General features: G+C 70.5%; 17 protein-coding genes. 8 read left to right on the forward strand and 9 right to left on the reverse strand.

Translation table 11 applies throughout. The annotated features are described in order from the left end of the window. Positions 1-60: 60 nt before the first annotated feature. From JAO84_RS11500 to rfbA, 5 genes are all read right to left on the reverse strand, one after another. Positions 61-537, reverse strand: coding sequence for a hypothetical protein (locus JAO84_RS11500; protein ID WP_370412780.1), 477 nt, complete (start codon positions 535-537; stop codon positions 61-63). A 179-nt stretch (positions 538-716) separates the two neighbouring features. Beyond that, the gene (gene proB / locus JAO84_RS11505; RefSeq protein WP_370412781.1) at positions 717-1,838 is read right to left on the reverse strand and encodes a glutamate 5-kinase; all 1,122 of its coding nucleotides are present in this window, start codon (positions 1,836-1,838) and stop codon (positions 717-719) included. Between the two features lie 145 nt (positions 1,839-1,983). Further along, entirely contained in the window at positions 1,984-2,973 is a 990-nt protein-coding gene (galE, locus tag JAO84_RS11510) for a UDP-glucose 4-epimerase GalE (RefSeq protein WP_370412782.1), read from the reverse strand. A 123-nt stretch (positions 2,974-3,096) separates the two neighbouring features. Then, positions 3,097-3,702 (reverse strand): dTDP-4-dehydrorhamnose 3,5-epimerase, encoded by a 606-nt coding sequence (gene rfbC / locus JAO84_RS11515; RefSeq protein ID WP_265862337.1) that lies wholly within the window; start codon positions 3,700-3,702, stop codon positions 3,097-3,099. A 40-nt stretch (positions 3,703-3,742) separates the two neighbouring features. Next, positions 3,743-4,633 carry a glucose-1-phosphate thymidylyltransferase RfbA gene (rfbA, locus tag JAO84_RS11520; RefSeq protein ID WP_265862339.1) on the reverse strand — a complete coding sequence of 297 codons (891 nt, stop codon included), beginning with the start codon at positions 4,631-4,633 and terminating at the stop codon, positions 3,743-3,745. A gap of 126 nt (positions 4,634-4,759) precedes the next feature. Between rfbA and rfbB the strand changes: the two genes are divergently transcribed. From rfbB to JAO84_RS11560, 8 genes are all read left to right on the forward strand, one after another. Next, the gene (gene rfbB, locus JAO84_RS11525; protein WP_370412783.1) at positions 4,760-5,746 is read left to right on the forward strand and encodes a dTDP-glucose 4,6-dehydratase; all 987 of its coding nucleotides are present in this window, start codon (positions 4,760-4,762) and stop codon (positions 5,744-5,746) included. Next, the gene (gene rfbD / locus JAO84_RS11530) at positions 5,746-6,639 is read left to right on the forward strand and encodes a dTDP-4-dehydrorhamnose reductase (RefSeq protein ID WP_370412784.1); all 894 of its coding nucleotides are present in this window, start codon (positions 5,746-5,748) and stop codon (positions 6,637-6,639) included. Before rfbB ends, rfbD begins: the two co-directional genes overlap by 1 nt. Next, complete coding sequence (locus JAO84_RS11535; protein ID WP_370412785.1) at positions 6,636-7,904, forward strand: hypothetical protein; 1,269 nt, start codon at positions 6,636-6,638, stop codon at positions 7,902-7,904. The genes rfbD and JAO84_RS11535 overlap by 4 nt, the downstream gene beginning before the upstream one ends. Positions 7,905-8,052: 148 nt before the next feature. Further along, positions 8,053-8,445, forward strand: coding sequence for a DUF2304 domain-containing protein (locus JAO84_RS11540; protein ID WP_370412786.1), 393 nt, complete (start codon positions 8,053-8,055; stop codon positions 8,443-8,445). After that, the gene (locus tag JAO84_RS11545) at positions 8,442-9,176 is read left to right on the forward strand and encodes a glycosyltransferase family 2 protein (protein ID WP_265862349.1); all 735 of its coding nucleotides are present in this window, start codon (positions 8,442-8,444) and stop codon (positions 9,174-9,176) included. Before JAO84_RS11540 ends, JAO84_RS11545 begins: the two co-directional genes overlap by 4 nt. Further along, complete coding sequence (locus JAO84_RS11550) at positions 9,173-10,108, forward strand: glycosyltransferase family 2 protein (RefSeq protein ID WP_370412787.1); 936 nt, start codon at positions 9,173-9,175, stop codon at positions 10,106-10,108. The genes JAO84_RS11545 and JAO84_RS11550 overlap by 4 nt, the downstream gene beginning before the upstream one ends. A gap of 48 nt (positions 10,109-10,156) precedes the next feature. Continuing rightward, positions 10,157-12,427: a CDP-glycerol glycerophosphotransferase family protein gene (locus JAO84_RS11555; protein ID WP_370412788.1), complete on the forward strand. Its 2,271-nt coding sequence runs from the start codon at positions 10,157-10,159 to the stop codon at positions 12,425-12,427. A gap of 59 nt (positions 12,428-12,486) precedes the next feature. Continuing rightward, the gene (locus JAO84_RS11560; RefSeq protein ID WP_370412789.1) at positions 12,487-14,037 is read left to right on the forward strand and encodes a hypothetical protein; all 1,551 of its coding nucleotides are present in this window, start codon (positions 12,487-12,489) and stop codon (positions 14,035-14,037) included. Between the two features lie 69 nt (positions 14,038-14,106). Here the strand turns inward: JAO84_RS11560 and obgE are convergent, their stop codons facing one another. The 4 genes from obgE to galU form a co-directional block, all read right to left on the reverse strand. Further along, positions 14,107-15,546, reverse strand: coding sequence for a GTPase ObgE (obgE, locus tag JAO84_RS11565; RefSeq protein ID WP_370412790.1), 1,440 nt, complete (start codon positions 15,544-15,546; stop codon positions 14,107-14,109). 115 nt (positions 15,547-15,661) lie between these two features. Next, positions 15,662-15,916, reverse strand: a complete 255-nt coding sequence (gene rpmA / locus JAO84_RS11570) for a 50S ribosomal protein L27 (RefSeq protein ID WP_030494090.1) — start codon at positions 15,914-15,916, stop codon at positions 15,662-15,664. A gap of 14 nt (positions 15,917-15,930) precedes the next feature. Beyond that, entirely contained in the window at positions 15,931-16,251 is a 321-nt protein-coding gene (rplU, locus tag JAO84_RS11575) for a 50S ribosomal protein L21 (RefSeq protein WP_265862363.1), read from the reverse strand. 180 nt (positions 16,252-16,431) lie between these two features. Next, a complete protein-coding gene (gene galU / locus JAO84_RS11580) occupies positions 16,432-17,355 on the reverse strand; it encodes a UTP--glucose-1-phosphate uridylyltransferase GalU (RefSeq protein WP_370412791.1) in 924 nt (307 codons plus the stop codon). Positions 17,356-17,385: the final 30 nt, after the last annotated feature.

Below are 17,385 nucleotides of genomic sequence, written 5' to 3' on the forward strand. Positions count from 1 at the left end.
ACGAGACACCCGGCGGGGCGCCGGAGTGACCGGAAGTCGACGGTCGCGGGCGACCGTCCGTCAGTAGGGGTGGACGCCGACCGGGGCGGCCGGTGGCGGGCCGTAGCCCTCGGCGATCCGCTGGTGGTAGGTCTCCCGGTCGATGACCTCCAGGCCGACGATCTCCCACGGCGGCAGCTGGGCGGTCTGCCGGTGCTCGCCCCACAGGCGCAGGGCGACGGCGGCGGCGTCGTGGAGGTCGCGGGCCTCCTCCCAGTAGCGGATCTCGGCGTGGTCGTCGGCGTATCGGCTGGTCAGCAGGAAGGGGTGGTCGTGGGCCAGCTGCTCCAGGGCCCGGCGCACCTCCTTCAGCGGGGCGGCGGCGCCGGAGACGCTGAGGGTGATGTGCCAGAGCTTGGACACCTCCCGCTCCGGCGTCCTGTTGTTCTGGGGTTCCTCGTCGAAGGACTCCTCGTCGAAGTCGGCTCCGGCCTCGACGCTCGTCAGGGCGCGTTCGGTCGTCCCGCGGGCCATGGCCCCTGGGCGCGCTCGTCTCACCGGCGGCCTCCTGTGTGATGCCTGTGCTGTGTGCTGCTGCGCGTGCTGGTCGTTCCCCACCCTCGTCGTCGCCCCCGAGACAAAGTTGACCAGCCCGCGGCGGCGCGTGGGGCGGTTTTGGTAAAGGTCCCTACCGGATGACCAGACTTTCAGCCGTTTCGGTTCACACCGGCGTCGCGTCACATCACCACGAGGTCGTCGCGGTGGACGATCTCCCGCTCGTACTCGGGGCCGAGCTCGCGGGCGAGCTCGTGGGTGGAGCGGCCGAGGAGCTGGGGGATCTCCTTGGCGTCGAAGTTGACGAGCCCGCGGGCGACGGCGCGGCCCGCGGTGTCCCGCAGCTCCACCGGGTCGCCGGCGCTGAACTCGCCCTCGACGGCGGCGATTCCGGCCGCGAGCAGCGACTTCTTTCCCTCGGTCACGGCCCGTACGGCACCGTCGTCGAGGGTGAGGTGGCCGAGCGGGGTGGAGGCGTGGGCGAGCCAGAGCAGCCGGTCGGCGGAGCGGCGGCCGGTGCGGTGGAAGTAGGTGCCGGTGTCGCGGCCGGCCAGGGCGTCGGCGGCGCGGACGGCGGAGGTGAGGACCACGGGGATGCCCGCGGCGGCGGCGATCCGGGCCGCCTCGACCTTGGTGACCATGCCGCCGGTGCCGACGCCGGCCTTGCCGGCCGAGCCGATCTCGACGTGCGCGATGTCGCTCTGTTCGCGCACCTCGGCGATGCGGGAGGTGCCGGGCCGGGACGGGTCGCCGTCGTAGAGCCCGTCGACGTCGGAGAGCAGCACGAGCAGGTCGGCGCGCACGAGGTGGGCGACGAGGGCGGCGAGCCGGTCGTTGTCGCCGAAGCGGATCTCGTCCGTGGCCACGGTGTCGTTCTCGTTGACGACCGGCAGGGCGCCCATGGCGAGCAGCTGGTCCAGGGTGCGGTAGGCGTTGCGGTAGTGGGCGCGGCGGCTGGTGTCGTCGGTGGTGAGCAGGACCTGGCCGACGCGGATGCCGTAGCGGGCGAAGGAGGCGGTGTAGCGGGCGACGAGCAGGCCCTGTCCGACGCTGGCGGCGGCCTGCTGCCGGGCCAGGTCCTTGGGGCGGCGGGTGAGGCCGAGCGGGGCGAGGCCGGCGGCGATGGCGCCGGAGGAGACCAGGACGATCTCCTTCTCGCCGCCGCTGCGGACCTTGGCGAGGACGTCCACGAGGGCGTCGACACGGTCGGCGTCGAGGCCGCCGGACGCGGTGGTCAGCGAGGACGAGCCGACCTTCACGACGATCCTGCGGGCTTCCGTCACGTACTGCCTTGCCACTGTCACCTGCGTCGTCCTCGCCGTCCTGCTCGTGCCGTGCCATGCCATTGCGCGCTGTGCGTGCTGTGCGTGCTGTGCGGTGCCCGGGGCCGTGCTCGCGCGGGTCCCGCCCGGCAGGCAATCTACGCGAGCCGCTCCGGGCGCCGCCCGCCTATTCCGCGGGCTGGACGACGGTGCCGGTATGCGCGGCCCAGGCCGAGGCGATCATGGAACGGACGTCGTGGCGGGCGGTCCAGCCCAGCTCGGTGGAGATCCGCTCGGCGGAGGCGACGACCTTCGCCGGGTCGCCGGGGCGGCGGGCGACCACCTCGGGCGCGATGTCGCGGCCGGTGACCTCGCGGACCAGGTCGATCATCTCCCGTACCGAAACGCCCTCGCCGCGGCCGATGTTGAGGGTCAGATCGGTGTACTCGCCCTTCCCGGCCCGCTCGGCGAGCCGCCGGGCGGCGGCCAGATGGGCGTCGGCGAGGTCGGCGACGTGGATGTAGTCGCGGACGCAGGTGCCGTCGGGGGTCGGGTAGTCGTCGCCGAAGATCAGCGGCGCCGCTCCGGCGTCGAGCCGCTGGAAGACCATGGGGACGAGGTTGGAGACGCCGGTGTCGGCGAGCACGGGGTCGGCGGTGCCGGCCACGTTGAAATAGCGCAGGCAGGCGGTCGCCATGCCGTGGGCGCGGCCGGTGGCGCGCACCATCCACTCCCCCGCGACCTTGGTCTCGCCGTACGGGCTGAGCGGCGCGCACGGGGTGTCCTCGGTCACCAGCTCGGTGTCGGGCATCCCGTACACGGAGGCGGAGGAGGAGAAGAGGAAGGAGCGCACCCCGGCGCCGGCGGCCGCTTCGAGCAGCACCTGCAGGCCGGTGATGTTCTCCCGGTAATAAAGGAGGGGCCGCTCGACGGACTCGCCGACGGCCTTCTTGGCGGCGAGGTGCACGATCCCGCGGACCGCGTGCTCGCGCAGCACCCGGTCGACGAAGGGCCGGTCGAGCACGCTGCCGCGCTCCAGCGGCACGCCCGCGGGCAGGCGGGCCGGGTCGCCGCTGGACAGGTCGTCCAGGACGGCCACCCGCTCGCCGGCCTCGGTCATGGACTTGACGACATGGGAACCGATGTAGCCGGCGCCGCCGGTGATGAGCCACGTCATTCGGGCAGCCTAACGCGAAGCGGACGGCACAAACGGCGGACCGGCCGCTCCCCGCAGGGAACGGCCGGTCCGCACACGAAAGAACCGCGCACGAGAGAACCCACACACGGACGAAGCAGGCGGTCAGCCGCGCTCCGCCAGCGAGCGGCGGAACGCCACGCACTCCTCGTACACCGGCAGGATCCCGGCCTCGCGCGCCTGCGCGAGGGTCGGGCCCTGGGCGTCCTTGGCGGAGAGCTCCGGCTCGCCCTCGACCGGCCACTCGATGCCGATCTCCGCGTCGAGCGGGTAGACGGTGCGCTCGCGCTCGGGGGCGTAGCCCTCGGAGCAGAGGTACGTCACGGTGGCGTCGTCGGTCAGCGCGCAGAAGCCGTGGCCGAGGCCCTCGGAGAGGTAGACGGCCTTGCGCTCCTGGTCGTCGAGGCGCACCGCCTCCCAGCGGCCGAAGGTCGGCGAGCCGACCCGGACGTCCACGATGATGTCGAGGACCGCGCCGCGCACACAGGTCACGTACTTCGCCTGGCCGGGCGGCACGTCGGCGAAGTGGATGCCGCGGACGACGCCGGCGGCGGAGACCGACATGTTGCCCTGCTTCAGCTCCAGCGGGTGGCCGACGGCCTCGGCCATGCGCTCGGCCTTGTACCACTCGAGGAAGAGACCGCGGGCGTCGCCGTGCTGCTGCGGCACGAACTCCCAGGCGCCTTCGATGCCAAGGGGGTTGACCTTCATGAAAAGAGCCGTTCCTCTCTGAGACCTCGGGCCTCGGGCCTCAGGCCTTGTCGGTCCGCTGCTCGGCCTCGTACGCCAGCAGGTTCAGCAGGTAGTCGCCGTAGCCGCTCTTGGTCAGCGGCTCGGCGAGGGCGCGCAGCTGCGCGTCGTCGATGAAGCCGGCCCGCCAGGCGGCCTCCTCCAGGCAGCCGATCTTCATGCCCTGGCGCTCCTCGACCACGCGGACGTACTCGGAGGCCTGCACGAGGGACTGGAAGGTGCCGGTGTCGAGCCAGACGGTGCCGCGGTCGAGGACCGAGACCTGCAGCTCGCCGCGGTCCAGGTAGTACTTGTTGACGTCGGTGATCTCCAGCTCGCCGCGCGCGCTGGGCTCGAGGTTCTTGGCGATCTCGACGACCCGGCTGTCGTAGAAGTAGAGGCCCGGCACCGCGTAGCGGGACTTCGGGTTCTTCGGCTTCTCCTCGATGGAACGGGCGACGCCGTTCTCGTCGAAGTCGACGACGCCGTAGGCGGTGGGGTCGGAGACGGCGTGGGCGAAGACGACGCCGCCCTCCGGCTCGCTGTACCGCGCCAGCTGCCGGCCGAGGCCGACGCCGTGGAAGATGTTGTCGCCGAGGATCAGCGCGACCGGGTCGTCACCGATGAACTCCTCGCCGATGACGAAGGCCTCGGCGATGCCGTTCGGCTTCTCCTGGGTCGCGAACCGGATGTCCAGGCCCCAGTCGGAGCCGTCGCCGAGCAGCCGCTCGAACTGGGGGCGCTCGTCGGGGCCCGTGATGATCAGGATCTCCCGCAGACCCGCCATCACGAGGGTCGACAGGGGGTAGTAGATCATCGGCTTGTCGAAGACCGGCATCAGCTGCTTCGACACGGCTCGGGTGATCGGCCACAGTCGGGAGCCGGTACCACCGGCAAGCAAAATTCCACGCATGGGCACGCAGCCTACGGCAGCGCCACGGGGCCGCTCACCCTCACACCCGGTGGTCGGCCGTGAGAACGGCCACGGAACGACGGGCGAACTGGTGTCGGCACCCCAGCCCATAGAATGGTGGCCCTTATGAGGATTCTGGTCACCGGCGGCGCCGGGTTCATCGGTTCACAGTTCGTGCGGGCACTGCTCTCCGGAGAGCTGCCCTCGAGCGAGGGCGCCCAGGTCACCGTCCTGGACAACCTCACCTACTCCGGCAACGAGGCCAATCTGGCCCCCGTCGCCGACAAGCCCGGCTACACCTTCGTGCAGGGCGACATCCGGGATTACGCCACCGTCGACGACGTGATGCGCGGCCAGGACGCGGTGGTGCACTTCGCCGCCGAGTCCCACGTGGACCGCTCGATCCTGGACTCGTCGCCGTTCGTCACCACGAACGTGCTCGGCACCCAGGTGCTGCTCGACGCGGCCAAGCGGCACGGCGTCGGCCGGTTCGTGCACGTCTCCACGGACGAGGTGTACGGCTCGATCGCCGAGGGCTCGTGGACCGAGGACTGGCCGCTGGCGCCGAACTCCCCGTACTCGGCCTCCAAGGCCGGCTCGGACCTGCTGGCGCTGTCGTACCACCGCACGCACGGCATGGACGTGGTGGTGACCCGCTGCTCCAACAACTACGGGCAGTACCACTTCCCCGAGAAGATGATCCCGCTGTTCACCACGAACCTGCTGGACGGCAAGAAGGTCCCGCTGTACGGCGAGGGCCTGAACATCCGTGACTGGCTGCACGTCTCCGACCACTGCCGTGGCATCGAGATGGTGCTGCGCGGCGGCCGCGCCGGTGAGGTCTACCACATCGGCGGCGGCACCGAGGTCACCAACAAGGAGCTCACCGGTCTGCTGCTCGACGCCTGCGGCGCCGGCTGGGACATGGTCGAGCACGTCGAGGACCGCAAGGGCCACGACCTGCGCTACTCCCTGTCGATCGCCAAGATCCAGGAGGAGCTGGGCTACACCCCGCAGGTCACCTTCGAGCAGGGCCTCGCCACCACCGTCCAGTGGTACCGCGACAACCGCGCCTGGTGGGAGCCGCTGAAGGCCAAGGCGGCGCTGGCCTGATGAGTGCCGCCGCCAATCGCTGGCTGATCACCGGTGCGGCCGGGATGCTCGGCCGCGACCTCACCGAGGTCCTGACCGAGGCCGGCGCCGAGGTCACCGCGCTGACCCGGGCCGATCTGGACATCACCGACGCCGCGGCCGTCCGGGCCGCGGTCGACGGCCATGACGTGGTCGTCAACGCCGCCGCCTGGACGGACGTCGACGGCGCGGAGACCGAGGAGGCCGCGGCCACCCGGATCAACGGCGACGGCCCGCGCGCGCTCGCCGAGGCCTGCGCCGCGACCGGCGCCGTGCTGCTCCAGGTGTCGACCGACTACGTCTTCCCGGGCGACGCCACCGAGCCGTACCCGCACGACGCCCCCACCTCCCCGGTGAACGCCTACGGCCGCAGCAAGCTCGCGGGCGAGGAGGCGGTCCTCACACTGCTGCCCGAGCGCGGTTACGTGGTGCGCACCGCGTGGCTGTACGGGGCGCACGGGCGCAACTTCGTGGCGACCATGCTGAGCCTTGCCGAGCAGCGCGAGACCCTCGACGTGGTCGACGACCAGCGCGGCCAGCCGACCTGGACCCGGGCGCTCGCGCGCCAGCTGCGGGACCTGGGCACGGCGGCCGTCAAGGGCGAGGCCCCGGCGGGCGTCTACCACGGCACGGCCTCCGAGACGGCGACCTGGTTCGACCTGGCGCGGGCGGCCTTCGAGCTGACCGGCCTGGACCCGGAGCGGGTGCGGCCGACCACCTCGGAGAAGTTCGTACGGCCGGCCCGTCGTCCTTCTTTCAGTGTGCTGGCGCACGAGCGCTGGGCCGAGGCGGGCGTCGCGGTGCAGCCGCACTGGCGTGACCAGCTCATCGAGGCGCTGAAGGTCATGGCTCCCGGGGGACGGTCCGGCGCGTGACCCTGCTCGACCGCATCACGACGGCCCTGCCGCGCGGTACCGCCTTCGTAGGGATCGGTACCGCGCTGCTCGGCGGGGCCAACTACGTCCATCTCGCGGCGGCTGGGCACTCGCTCTCCGTCGACGACATGGCGAGCTTCTCGGTCCTGTGGACCGTGGTGGCCTCCATAGGTCTCGGCCTGTTCTTCCCGGTGGAGCAGGAGGTCACCCGCGTGGTGGCCGCCCGGGTGGTGGCCGGCGACGGCGCGCTGCCCGTGCTGCGGCGCGGTGCCGCGCTGTCCTTCGGGCTGCTCGCGGCGGTGCTGCTGCCGCTGGCGCTGTTCTCCGGGCAGCTGGCCGACCTCTTCTTCCACGGCGACCGGAGCCTGGTGGCCGCGCTCGGTGGCGCCTTCGCGGCGCTGGCCTGCGCGCATGTCACCCGCGGTGTCCTCGCGGGCCTCGGCCGCTTCGAGTCGTACGGGCTGCAGCTGGGGCTCGACGGACTGCTGCGGATCGTCCTCTCGGTGGGCCTGGCGTTCGCCGGGGTCACCTCGGCGTTCGTCTTCGCCGCCGTGATGACGGTCGCTCCGCTGATCTCCGTACTCGTGACCCTGCCGGCGGTGCTGCGCGGGGCGCGGCCCGGTTCCACGGCGCACTGGCGGGAGCTGATCGAGCACCTCGGGCTGCTCGTGGGCTCGACGCTGCTCGCGCAGGTGCTGGTCAACATCGCGGTGATCAGCACCAAGCTGATCGCCACGGACGACAGCGCGCTGGTCGCGGCCCTGCTGTCGGCCCTGGTGCTTGCCCGGGTGCCGCTCTTCGCGTTCGGCGCCTTCCAGGCCTCGCTGCTCGCGGGTCTGTCGACGGCGCAGGCGGAGGGCGACGACCGCGGCTACCGGCGGCTGCTGCTGCGGGCGTGCTCGATCACGGCTGGCATGGGCGCGGTGTTCGGGATCGTCGCGGTGGCGCTCGGTCCGTTCCTGCTGCCGGTGCTGTTCGGTTCGCCGGACGTGCTCGGACCGGTCGACTTCTTCTGGCTGGCGCTCGGCACGACCCTCTACATGCTGGCGATGGTGCTCGGTCAGGCGATGCTCACAAGTGGCGCGGCCCGGCAGCAGCTGGTGTCCTGGATCGTGGGAACGGGCGTTCTCCTGGCGGTCACGCTGAGTCCGCTGGAGCTGCGCACCAGGGTCGAGATCGCCTATGCCGTGGGGTCGCTGGCGGTCGTCACCTGCATGACGCTGCTTCTTCGCTCTCGTGTAGGCTACCGTTCGGTGCACTCATAGGAATGATCACCATTCCCTCACTCTCCGTGACCAACGCGACGGACAGTGTGCTGCAGTCTTGCGGCGTTCTTCGCCTCTCACCCCGGAAAAGTAGACAGGCCGTTTCCATGAGTCGTCCGATAGACCGGAGCCCCGCGTGAAGTTGTGGATGCTGACTTCGGTCACCGGAGTCTTCCTTGTCGCGTGCATCATCGAGCTGCTGCGCCGTCGCAAGCTCAAGGAGAAGTACGCCTTCCTCTGGGTGCTCACCGGTCTGGTGATCATCCCCCTCGGCTTCTTCCCGAGCGGTCTCGACTCGGTCGCCGCCGCGGTGGGCGTCCGCTCCGGTGTGAGCCTGCTGCTCTTCCTCAGTGTCGCCTTCCTCTTCATCGTCTGCCTCCAGCTCAGCTGGGAGGTGGGTCATCTCGAGGAAGAGGGGCGCACCCTTTCGGAGGAAGTCGCGCTGCTGCGCATCGACGTGAAGGAACTGCAGAAGCAGGTCGCGGAACACGCGGCGTCCGGGGAGGCGGCCGACCGGGCCGGGCAGGGGGGCCTCAAGTGATCGACGGCAAGCGCGTATTGATCATCATGCCCGCGTGGAACGAGGCCGAGGGCGTCGCCGACGTCGTCAAGGAGGTCTACACGACCCTCCCCGGCGTCGACGTCCTCGTGGTGGACGACGGATCGGCCGACGACACCAGCGCCGTCGCGCGCGGCGCCGGCGCGACCGTGATGACCCTGCCGTACAACCTCGGTGTCGGCGGCGCGATGCGGGCCGGCTACCGGTACGCGCACGACCGCGGCTACGACGTGGCCATCCAGGTCGACGCCGACGGCCAGCACGACCCGCGCAACGTGCCCGAGCTGCTCGCCCGCCTCGACGGCGGCGCCGACCTCGTCATGGGCGCCCGTTTCGCCGGCACCGGCGCGTACGAGACCCGCGGCCCGCGCAAGTGGGCCATGGTCGTCCTCGCCTTCTGGCTGTCGAAGATGGCGAAGACCAAGCTGACCGACGTCACCTCCGGCTTCCGCGCCTCCAACCGCGACCTGATCGACGTCTTCGCGCACTGGTACCCCGTGGAGTACCTGGGCGACACGGTGGAGTCCACCATCGCCGTCGTCCGGGCCGGCTACCGCGTCGAGCAGGTGCCCGTCGCGATGCGCCCGCGGGCCACCGGCACCCCCAGCCAGTCGCCGTGGAAGGCCACCCTCTACCTGGGCCGGATCGGCATGATCCTGCTGCTCGCGCTCAGCCGCCGCTCGGCCCTCGGCCCCAAGGGGAAGGGCAAGTGACCGCAGTGCCCCACAGCGACAGCACGGCCGGCGCCGCCCCGCTCGACATCATGCTCCCGCACTACGGCGACACCGGTCTGATGCAGGCCGCCGTGCGCAGCGTCCTGGAGCAGACCGACGGGAACTGGCGGCTGACCGTCGTCGACGACGGCAGGGAACCCGGCGTCCCCGAGTGGTTCGCCTCGCTCGGCGACGACCGGGTGCGCTACCAGCGCAACGAGCAGAACCTGGGCATCACCCGGAACTTCCGCAAGTGCGTCGACCTGGTGGAATCCACCCACTTCAGCATGCTCGGCAGCGACGACCTGCTGCTGCCGAACTACGTCGAGACCATGCGCGCCGCCATCGCGGCCGTCCCCGACGCCACGATCTACCAGCCGGGCGTCGAGGTCATCGACGAGCACGGCAACCGGTCCTCCACCCTCGGCGACGAGGTCAAGAAGCGGCTGTACGCGCCGAAGGACACCGGCCGCCGCCTGGTGCTCTCCGGCGAGCCGCTCGCCGCCAACCTGCTCGGCGGCAACTGGCTCTACTTCCCGTCCATCGTCTGGCGCGCCGCAGCGGTCAAGGAGGTCAGCTTCCGGGAGGACCTGTCGGTCATCCAGGACCTGGCGCTGATCATCGAGCTGATCCGGCGCGGCGGGAAGCTGGTCGTCGAGCCGACGACCGCGTTCCGCTACCGCCGGCACTCCGGCAGCCTCTCCTCCGCGGAAGCCGTCTCCGGCGCCCGCTTCGGCGAGGCCGTGCGCTTCTTCCACCAGGTCGCCGACGAACTCGACGCACACGGCTGGTCCAAGGCCGCGCGTGCCGCGCGTCGGCACCTGTCCATGCGGCTGCACGCGCTGACAATGGTTCCGGGGGCGCTGCGCCACGGACAGTCGAAGACCATACGCACGCTCCTCGGCTACGCCCTGTCCACGAGTCAGCGCTGACCCGGCGGTCACGCCCCTGTCTCCCACGTCAGATTCCACGGTATTGAGATGACACAGACGCAATCCCCCTCCGGTTCCGAAGTGCCCCTGTTCAGCATCATCGTGCCCACGTACAAGGTGCAGGCGTTCCTGCGGGACTGTCTGGACTCGGTGCTGGAGCAGTCGTTCCGGGACTACGAGCTCCTGGTCGTCAACGACTGCTCGCCGGACGGTTGCGGCGCGATCATCGACGACTACGCCAAGGCCGACGAGCGCGTCGTGGCGATGCACCTGGAGCAGAACGTCGGTCTCGGGAAGGCCCGCAACGCGGGCATGGCCCGGGCCAAGGGCAAGTACCTGCTCTTCCTCGACAGCGACGACACGATGCTGCCCGGCTCGCTCCAGGCCATCGCCCGCCGCATCGAGGAGGCCGCGGACCCGGACCTGGTGATCTTCGACTACTCGCGGACCCACTGGGACGGCCGGGTCACCCCGAACGCCCGCGCCGACGTGCTGGCCAAGGCCGCCAAGCAGGGCGTCTTCCCGCTGAAGAAGCAGCCGGAGCTGCTCGGCCTGCTGCAGGTCGCCTGGAACAAGGCGTACCGCCGCGACTTCGTCGAGCAGTGGGGCTTCCAGTACCCCTCGGGCTACTACGAGGACACCCCCTGGACCTACCCGGTCATGATCGCGGCGGAGACCATCGCCGTGCTCGACCGCGTCTGCGTCTACTACCGCCAGCGGCGCCAGGGCTCGATCCTGCACAGCACCAGCCGCAAGCACTTCGACGTGTTCGACCAGTACGACCTGGTCTTCAAGTTCCTCGACGAGAACCCGCAGTTCGACGAGTACCGGGGCGCGCTGTACGAGCGGATGGTCAACCACTTCCGGGTGGTCGACGTCTCCCCCGGCCGGCTCCCCGACGACGCGCGCGCCGAGTTCCGCGAGCGCTGGGCCGAGGCCGAGGGCCGGCTCCGTCCGGCGGGCGTGCCGGCCGCGCCGAAGGGCAAGGGCCAGATGATCCCGGCGAAGCACCGGGAGAAGGCCCGCAAGACGGTCCGCTCGCTCCGGGCGAAGAAGTCCGTGCCGGCGAAGCTGAAGAAGAAGCTGCGCAAGCGCGTGCTGCAGGCCTACTACCGGGCCCAGCGGATGCTGCCGGTCCAGCAGGACGTCGCCGTGTTCGCGGCGTACTGGAACGGCTCGTACTCCTGCAACCCGGCGGCGATCCACGAGAAGATGAAGGAACTCGCCCCCGGCATGAAGGCGGTGTGGGTCCTCAAGAACGACGCCACCAGCCGTCCGCCGAAGGGCGTGCCGACCGTGCACCCGGGCTCGCTCGGGTTCTGGAAGGCGATGGCCCGCGGCAAGTACTTCGTCAACAACGTGAACTTCCCGCCGTCCGTGGTCAAGCGCGAGGGCCAGGTGCACCTCCAGACCCACCACGGCACCCCGCTCAAGCGCATGGGCGTCGACCTGGCCGAGTACCCGGTCGGCCGGCGCGGCATGAACCTGGTCCGGCTGATGGACCGGGTGGACCGCTGGGACTACAGCCTCACGTCCAACAGCTTCTCCACCGCCGCCTGGGACCGTGCCTACCCCTCGTTCTACGAGGCGCTCGAGTACGGCTACCCGCGCAACGACCAGCTGGTCAACGCGTCGGCGGCGGACGTGGCCGCGGCCCGCAAGAAGCTCGGCATCGCCGAGGGCACCCAGGTGATCCTCTACACGCCGACGCACCGCGACTACCACGACGCCCCCAAGCAGATGCTGGACCTGGAGAAGTTCGCCGAGACCCTCGGCTCCGAGTTCACCCTGCTGGTGCGCGCGCACTACTTCTACGACCAGAGCCTGCTGGCCGCCGGTTCGACCGGCAGCGCGCGGTTGGTCGACGTGAGCAGCCACCCCTCGGTCGAGGAGCTGTACCTCGCCGCGGACTGCCTGCTCACCGACTACTCGTCGGTGATGTTCGACTACGCGAACCTCGACCGTCCGGTCGTGATCTACGCGAACGACTGGGAGGTGTACCGCACGACCCGCGGCACCTACTTCGACGTCACCGTCGACTCCCCCGGTCTGACCGTGCAGACCGAGGAGGAGCTCCTGGAGGTCTTCACCTCGGGCCGCTGGAACGGTCCCGAGTCGGACGCGGCCCGCGCCGAGTTCCGCAAGACCTTCTGCGAGTTCGACGACGGCCGGGCGGCCGAGCGCGTGGTCCGCAAGGTGTTCCTCGGCCAGGACGAGGTGCCGCCGGTGCTGCCGATCGGCGAGCGTCCGGTGCCGCCGCGCCCCGGGCAGCAGCCGCTGGCCGAGGTGGCCAGGCCGCGTGACCGAGAGACCGTCTGAACCGACTAGTCTGTTCGACTGTCCCGAACGTCCAACCACGATGCCCAGCGGAGCCGAGTTTGAAACTCCCGCGCAACGCCTTCCTCAGCAAGCAGTGGAAGAGAATCCCGGAGAAGCGCCGACTGCCCGTGGCGGTCTTCGCCACGACGCAGTTTCTCTTCCTGCTGTGGTGGGCGGCGTTCTTCCCCGGAGCGCTGAGCTACGACTCGATCACCTACGTGTGGCACGTCACGACGAACCACTGGGAGTCGAACCACTCGGTGGTCTACGACTCGCTGGTGTGGCTGTCGCTGAACACCACCGGTGATCTGTGGATCCTGACGCTGGCGCAGACCGTCGCGATGTCGGCGGCGCTCGCCTACTGCTCCGTCACCCTGCGCGCGTGGGGTGTCCGGCAGCGGTGGGCGGCCGTCGCCGCGAGCGTGCCGGCGCTGCTGCCGCCGACGGCGGTCTTCGTGATCTTCGTCTGGAAGGACGTGCCGTTCGTCATCGGCGCGGTCCTCGCCTTCGGCGCGGCGGGCCGGCTCGCGGCCCGTCGGGCCCGGGGCCGGCAGGCCGTCCGCGACAGGGAGTTCTACCGCACGGTCGGCCTGCTCTTCCTGGGCTTCCTGTCGCTCGCACTGTTCCGCAACAACGGCATCCTGGTCGGCGTCGTCGCGGCGCCGATCCTGCTGATCGCGCTGCCGTCGATGCGGAAGTGGGTGCTCGCGGCGACCGCCGTGCCGGTGCTGATCTTCGGTCTGCTGACCGCCGTGATCTACCCGGCGGCCGGCGTGAAGACGCCGCCGAAGGACGCGGTGTACGCCTTCTTCTACGCGGACATCGCGGTCGCGTACGGGCAGCGCCCGGGCTTCTTCACCAAGGAGGACAAGGCGCTGATGTCCAGCATCGCGCCGTTGTCCCACTGGAAGGGCCGCGCCGCGAACTGCTACAACGCGGACTGGGCGATGGAGTCCCCGCCGATGAACCGGCCGCTCGCGGCGGAGCGCAACGACGAGCTGATGGCCCTGTGGAAGCGGGTCATGAAGCGCACGCCGGACCTGGTCATCGGGGCGCGGGTGTGCCGGGCGCACATCGCGTGGGCGATCTTCCCGGGCCCGAAGGAGCTGCGGGCGAACACGCTGCTGAGTGACCCGCAGACGTCGAAGACGCTGTTCTCGTACCTCAAGTGGAACGACGACATCAAGCACAGCGAGTACCGGCCGAAGCTGAAGATCCGGCCGCTGTCGGAGCCGCTGCACAAGGTCGCGGACTTCTCGTGGCGCGCGTTCAAGGTGCCGCAGCTGCAGTGGCTGCTGTTCCGCGGGGCGATCTGGTGCTACGCGTCGTACCTGATCGTGCTGCTGTACCGCCGCCGCACCAAGCTGAAGGGCACGCTGGCCCTGGTCTCCGTGACGCTGGGCCTCCAGCTGACGGTCCTGGCCGCGAACCCGGCGCCGCTGTGGCGCTACATGATCGGCCCGATCTTCCTCGGCATCCTGCTGCTCCCGCTCCTCCGCGCGAAGCCGAACTTCGGCCCGACCCCGGACCCGGAGCCCTCGCAGCCCACCGAGTCCCAGCGCGAAAACCCCGACTCGGACCCGGAGCCCGTTCCGACCCCGGTCGCCTGACGACCTGACGGATGTACGCAAAGGGGCCCGGCCTCCTCGTGAGAGGAGGCCGGGCCCCTTTAGTGCGCCTTAGAACGGGTTGAACTCGTCGAACTCGCGCTGCGCGTCGTCCCGCTCGGCGTCCCGGTCGCGGCGGCGCTGGGCGGCCGGACGAGGGGCTTCCAGACGGTGGTCCTCGCCGCGGCGGCCGAGCATTTCGGCGCCGGAGACCATGGAGGGCTCCCAGTCGAAGACGACCGCGTTGTCCTCGGGGCCGATGGCGACGCCGTCGCCGGCGCGGGCGCCGGCCTTCATGAGCTCGTCCTCGACGCCGAGGCGGTTGAGGCGGTCCGCGAGGTAGCCGACGGCCTCGTCGTTGTTGAAGTCGGTCTGGCGGACCCAGCGCTCGGGCTTCTCGCCGCGCACGCGGTACAGGTCCTCGTGCTCCTCGTAGGTGACGGTGAAGCCGGCGTCGTCGACCGCCTTCGGGCGGATGACGATCCGGGTCGCCTCCTCCTTCGGCTTGGCCGCGCGGGCCTTCGCGACGATGTCGGCGATCGCGTAGGAGAGCTCCTTGAGGCCCGTACGGGCGACCGCGGAGATCTCGAAGACGCGGTAGCCGCGCTCCTCCAGGTCCGGGCGGATCATGTCCGCGAGGTCCTTGCCGTCCGGGACGTCGATCTTGTTGAGGACGACGATGCGCGGGCGGTCGCCGAGGCCGCCGTACTGCGTCAGCTCCTCCTCGATCGCGTCCAGGTCGCTGACCGGGTCCCGGTCGGACTCCAGGGTCGCGGTGTCGAGGACGTGCACCAGGACCGAGCAGCGCTCGACGTGGCGCAGGAACTCCAGGCCCAGGCCGCGGCCCTGGCTGGCGCCGGGGATGAGGCCGGGGACGTCGGCGATGGTGTAGACGGTCGAGCCGGCCGTGACCACGCCGAGGTTGGGGACGAGCGTCGTGAAGGGGTAGTCCGCGATCTTCGGCTTGGCGGCCGAGAGGACGGAGATCAGCGACGACTTGCCGGCGCTCGGGTAGCCGACGAGCGCCACGTCGGCGACCGTCTTCAGCTCCAGGACGATGTCCTGGAGGTCGCCGGGCTCGCCGAGCAGCGCGAAGCCGGGGGCCTTGCGGCGGGCCGAGGACAGCGCCGCGTTGCCGAGGCCGCCGCGGCCGCCCTGGGCCGCCACGTAGGTGGTGCCCTCGCCGACCAGGTCGGCGAGCACATTGCCCTTCTTGTCGAGGATGACGGTGCCGTCGGGCACGGTCAGGACCAGGTCCTGACCGTCCTTGCCCGCGCGGTTGCCGCCCTCACCGGGCTTGCCGTTGGTGGCCTTGCGGTGCGGCGAGTGGTGGTACTCGAGGAGCGTGGTCACCGACTGGTCCACCGTGAGGATCACATCGCCGCCACGGCCGCCGTTGCCGCCGTCCGGGCCGCCGAGCGGCTTGAACTTCTCCCGGTGGACGGAGGCGCAGCCGTGGCCTCCGTTACCCGCGGCGACGTGCAGCTCGACGCGGTCCACGAAGGTGGTCATGGTTGGGCCTCCAGAGAGCTAAAGCTATGGGTGGGAATGTCTATCTAGTAACACGCGAAAGGCGGACCCGCTTCCCTTACGGGAAGTGAGGTCCGCCTCCGCCAAGCTGTTCCGATCAGGCGACCGGAACGATGTTCACGACCTTGCGGCCACGGAAGGTGCCGAACTGCACCGAACCGGCCTGCAGGGCGAACAGCGTGTCGTCGCCACCGCGACCGACACCCGAGCCCGGGTGGAAGTGGGTGCCGCGCTGGCGGACCAGGATCTCACCCGCGTTGACGACCTGACCGCCGAAGCGCTTCACGCCGAGCCGCTGGGCGTTGGAATCGCGACCGTTCCGGGTGGACGATGCGCCCTTCTTGTGTGCCATTGCTCAGTCCCTCTTTACTTCGCGGCCGTCGGGATGGACGTGACCTTGATCGCCGTGTACTGCTGACGGTGACCCTGGCGACGGCGGTAGCCGGTCTTGTTCTTGTAGCGCAGGATGTCGATCTTGGCGCCCTTGGTGTGGTCCACGACCTCGGCCTGGACCTTGATGCCCGCCAGGACCCACGGGTCGCTGGTCACGGCGTCGCCGTCGACGACGAGCAGGGTCGAGAGCTCGACCGTGTCGCCAGCCTTGGCGGTGGAAATCTTGTCAACCTCAACGATGTCGCCGACAGCAACCTTGTGCTGGCGACCACCGCTGCGCACGATGGCGTACACGCGGATCTCTCTCTCACTCGGTAAAGGGACCTCTGACGCCAGCCGCCTGCCCTGACGGACCGCGGCCTCTCCCGGCGTGAGCTGGGAGGAAGGTGCTCAGAGGTGGTGGCGTGCCAGTCGACACGCCGACGGTCTAGGTTACGGGCGGGCCCCGGAAGGGGTCAAATCCCGGTCGAAGTGTCAGACGGTGCCGGCGCTCGCGTCCGTCTCGGCGACGAAGCCCTTGAGCCAGGCGCGGAAGTCCGGGCCCAGGTCCTCGCGCTCGCAGGCGAGGCGCACGATGGCGCGCAGGTAGTCGCCGCGGTCACCGGTGTCGTAGCGGCGGCCCTTGAAGACCACGCCGTGCACCGGCCCGCCGAGCCGCTGGTCGGCGGCCATCTTCTGCAGGGCGTCGGTCAGCTGGATCTCGCCGCCGCGGCCCGGCTCGGTCCCGCTCAGCACGTCGAAGACGGCCGGGTCGAGGACGTAGCGGCCGATGATCGCGTAGTTGCTGGGCGCCTCGGCCGGGTCCGGCTTCTCGACCAGGCCGGTGATGCGCACGACGTCGGCGTCGGCGGACGGCTCGACGGCGGCGCAGCCGTACAGGTGGATCTGCGCCGGGTCGACCTCCATGAGGGCGACGACGCTGCCGCCCTGCTCGGCGAGGACCTCCAGCATCCGGGCGAGCAGCGGGTCGCGCGGGTCGATCAGGTCGTCGCCGAGGAGCACCGCGAAGGGCTCGTCGCCGACGTGCGGCTGCGCGCACAGCACGGCGTGGCCGAGGCCGCGCGGGTCGCCCTGGCGCACGTAGTGCATGGTGGCGAGCTCGCTGGACTCCTGGACCCGGGCCAGGCGCTCCTCGTCGCCCTTGCGGACGAGCGCCTCCTCCAGCTCGTAGTTCCGGTCGAAGTGGTCCTCGAGCGGGCGCTTGTTGCGGCCCGTGATCATCAGGACGTCCGACAGCCCGGCCGAGACCGCCTCCTCCACCACGTACTGGATGGCCGGCTTGTCGACGACCGGCAGCATCTCCTTCGGCGTCGCCTTGGTGGCGGGCAGGAAGCGCGTGCCGAGACCGGCGGCGGGGATGACGGCCTTGCGCACGCGGGGAGCGGGGGTGTTGTTCATCGGGCTGGGTTTCCTGATTCCGATCCTGGG

Source organism: Streptomyces fradiae (assembly GCF_041270065.1).
In the GTDB taxonomy this organism is placed as follows: Bacteria; Actinomycetota; Actinomycetes; order Streptomycetales; family Streptomycetaceae; genus Streptomyces.

Coding starts and splice junctions, on each gene's coding strand:
- rpmA (WP_030494090.1), bottom strand. CDS start 15,916: ATGGCACACAAGAAGGGCGCATCGTCCACCCGGAACGGTCGCGATTCC.
- rfbB (WP_370412783.1), top strand. CDS start 4,760: ATGAGGATTCTGGTCACCGGCGGCGCCGGGTTCATCGGTTCACAGTTC.
- JAO84_RS11540 (WP_370412786.1), top strand. CDS start 8,053: ATGCTGACTTCGGTCACCGGAGTCTTCCTTGTCGCGTGCATCATCGAG.
- JAO84_RS11555 (WP_370412788.1), top strand. CDS start 10,157: ATGACACAGACGCAATCCCCCTCCGGTTCCGAAGTGCCCCTGTTCAGC.
- rfbC (WP_265862337.1), bottom strand. CDS start 3,702: ATGAAGGTCAACCCCCTTGGCATCGAAGGCGCCTGGGAGTTCGTGCCG.
- rfbA (WP_265862339.1), bottom strand. CDS start 4,633: ATGCGTGGAATTTTGCTTGCCGGTGGTACCGGCTCCCGACTGTGGCCG.
- galE (WP_370412782.1), bottom strand. CDS start 2,973: ATGACGTGGCTCATCACCGGCGGCGCCGGCTACATCGGTTCCCATGTC.
- obgE (WP_370412790.1), bottom strand. CDS start 15,546: ATGACCACCTTCGTGGACCGCGTCGAGCTGCACGTCGCCGCGGGTAAC.
- galU (WP_370412791.1), bottom strand. CDS start 17,355: ATGAACAACACCCCCGCTCCCCGCGTGCGCAAGGCCGTCATCCCCGCC.
- rfbD (WP_370412784.1), top strand. CDS start 5,746: ATGAGTGCCGCCGCCAATCGCTGGCTGATCACCGGTGCGGCCGGGATG.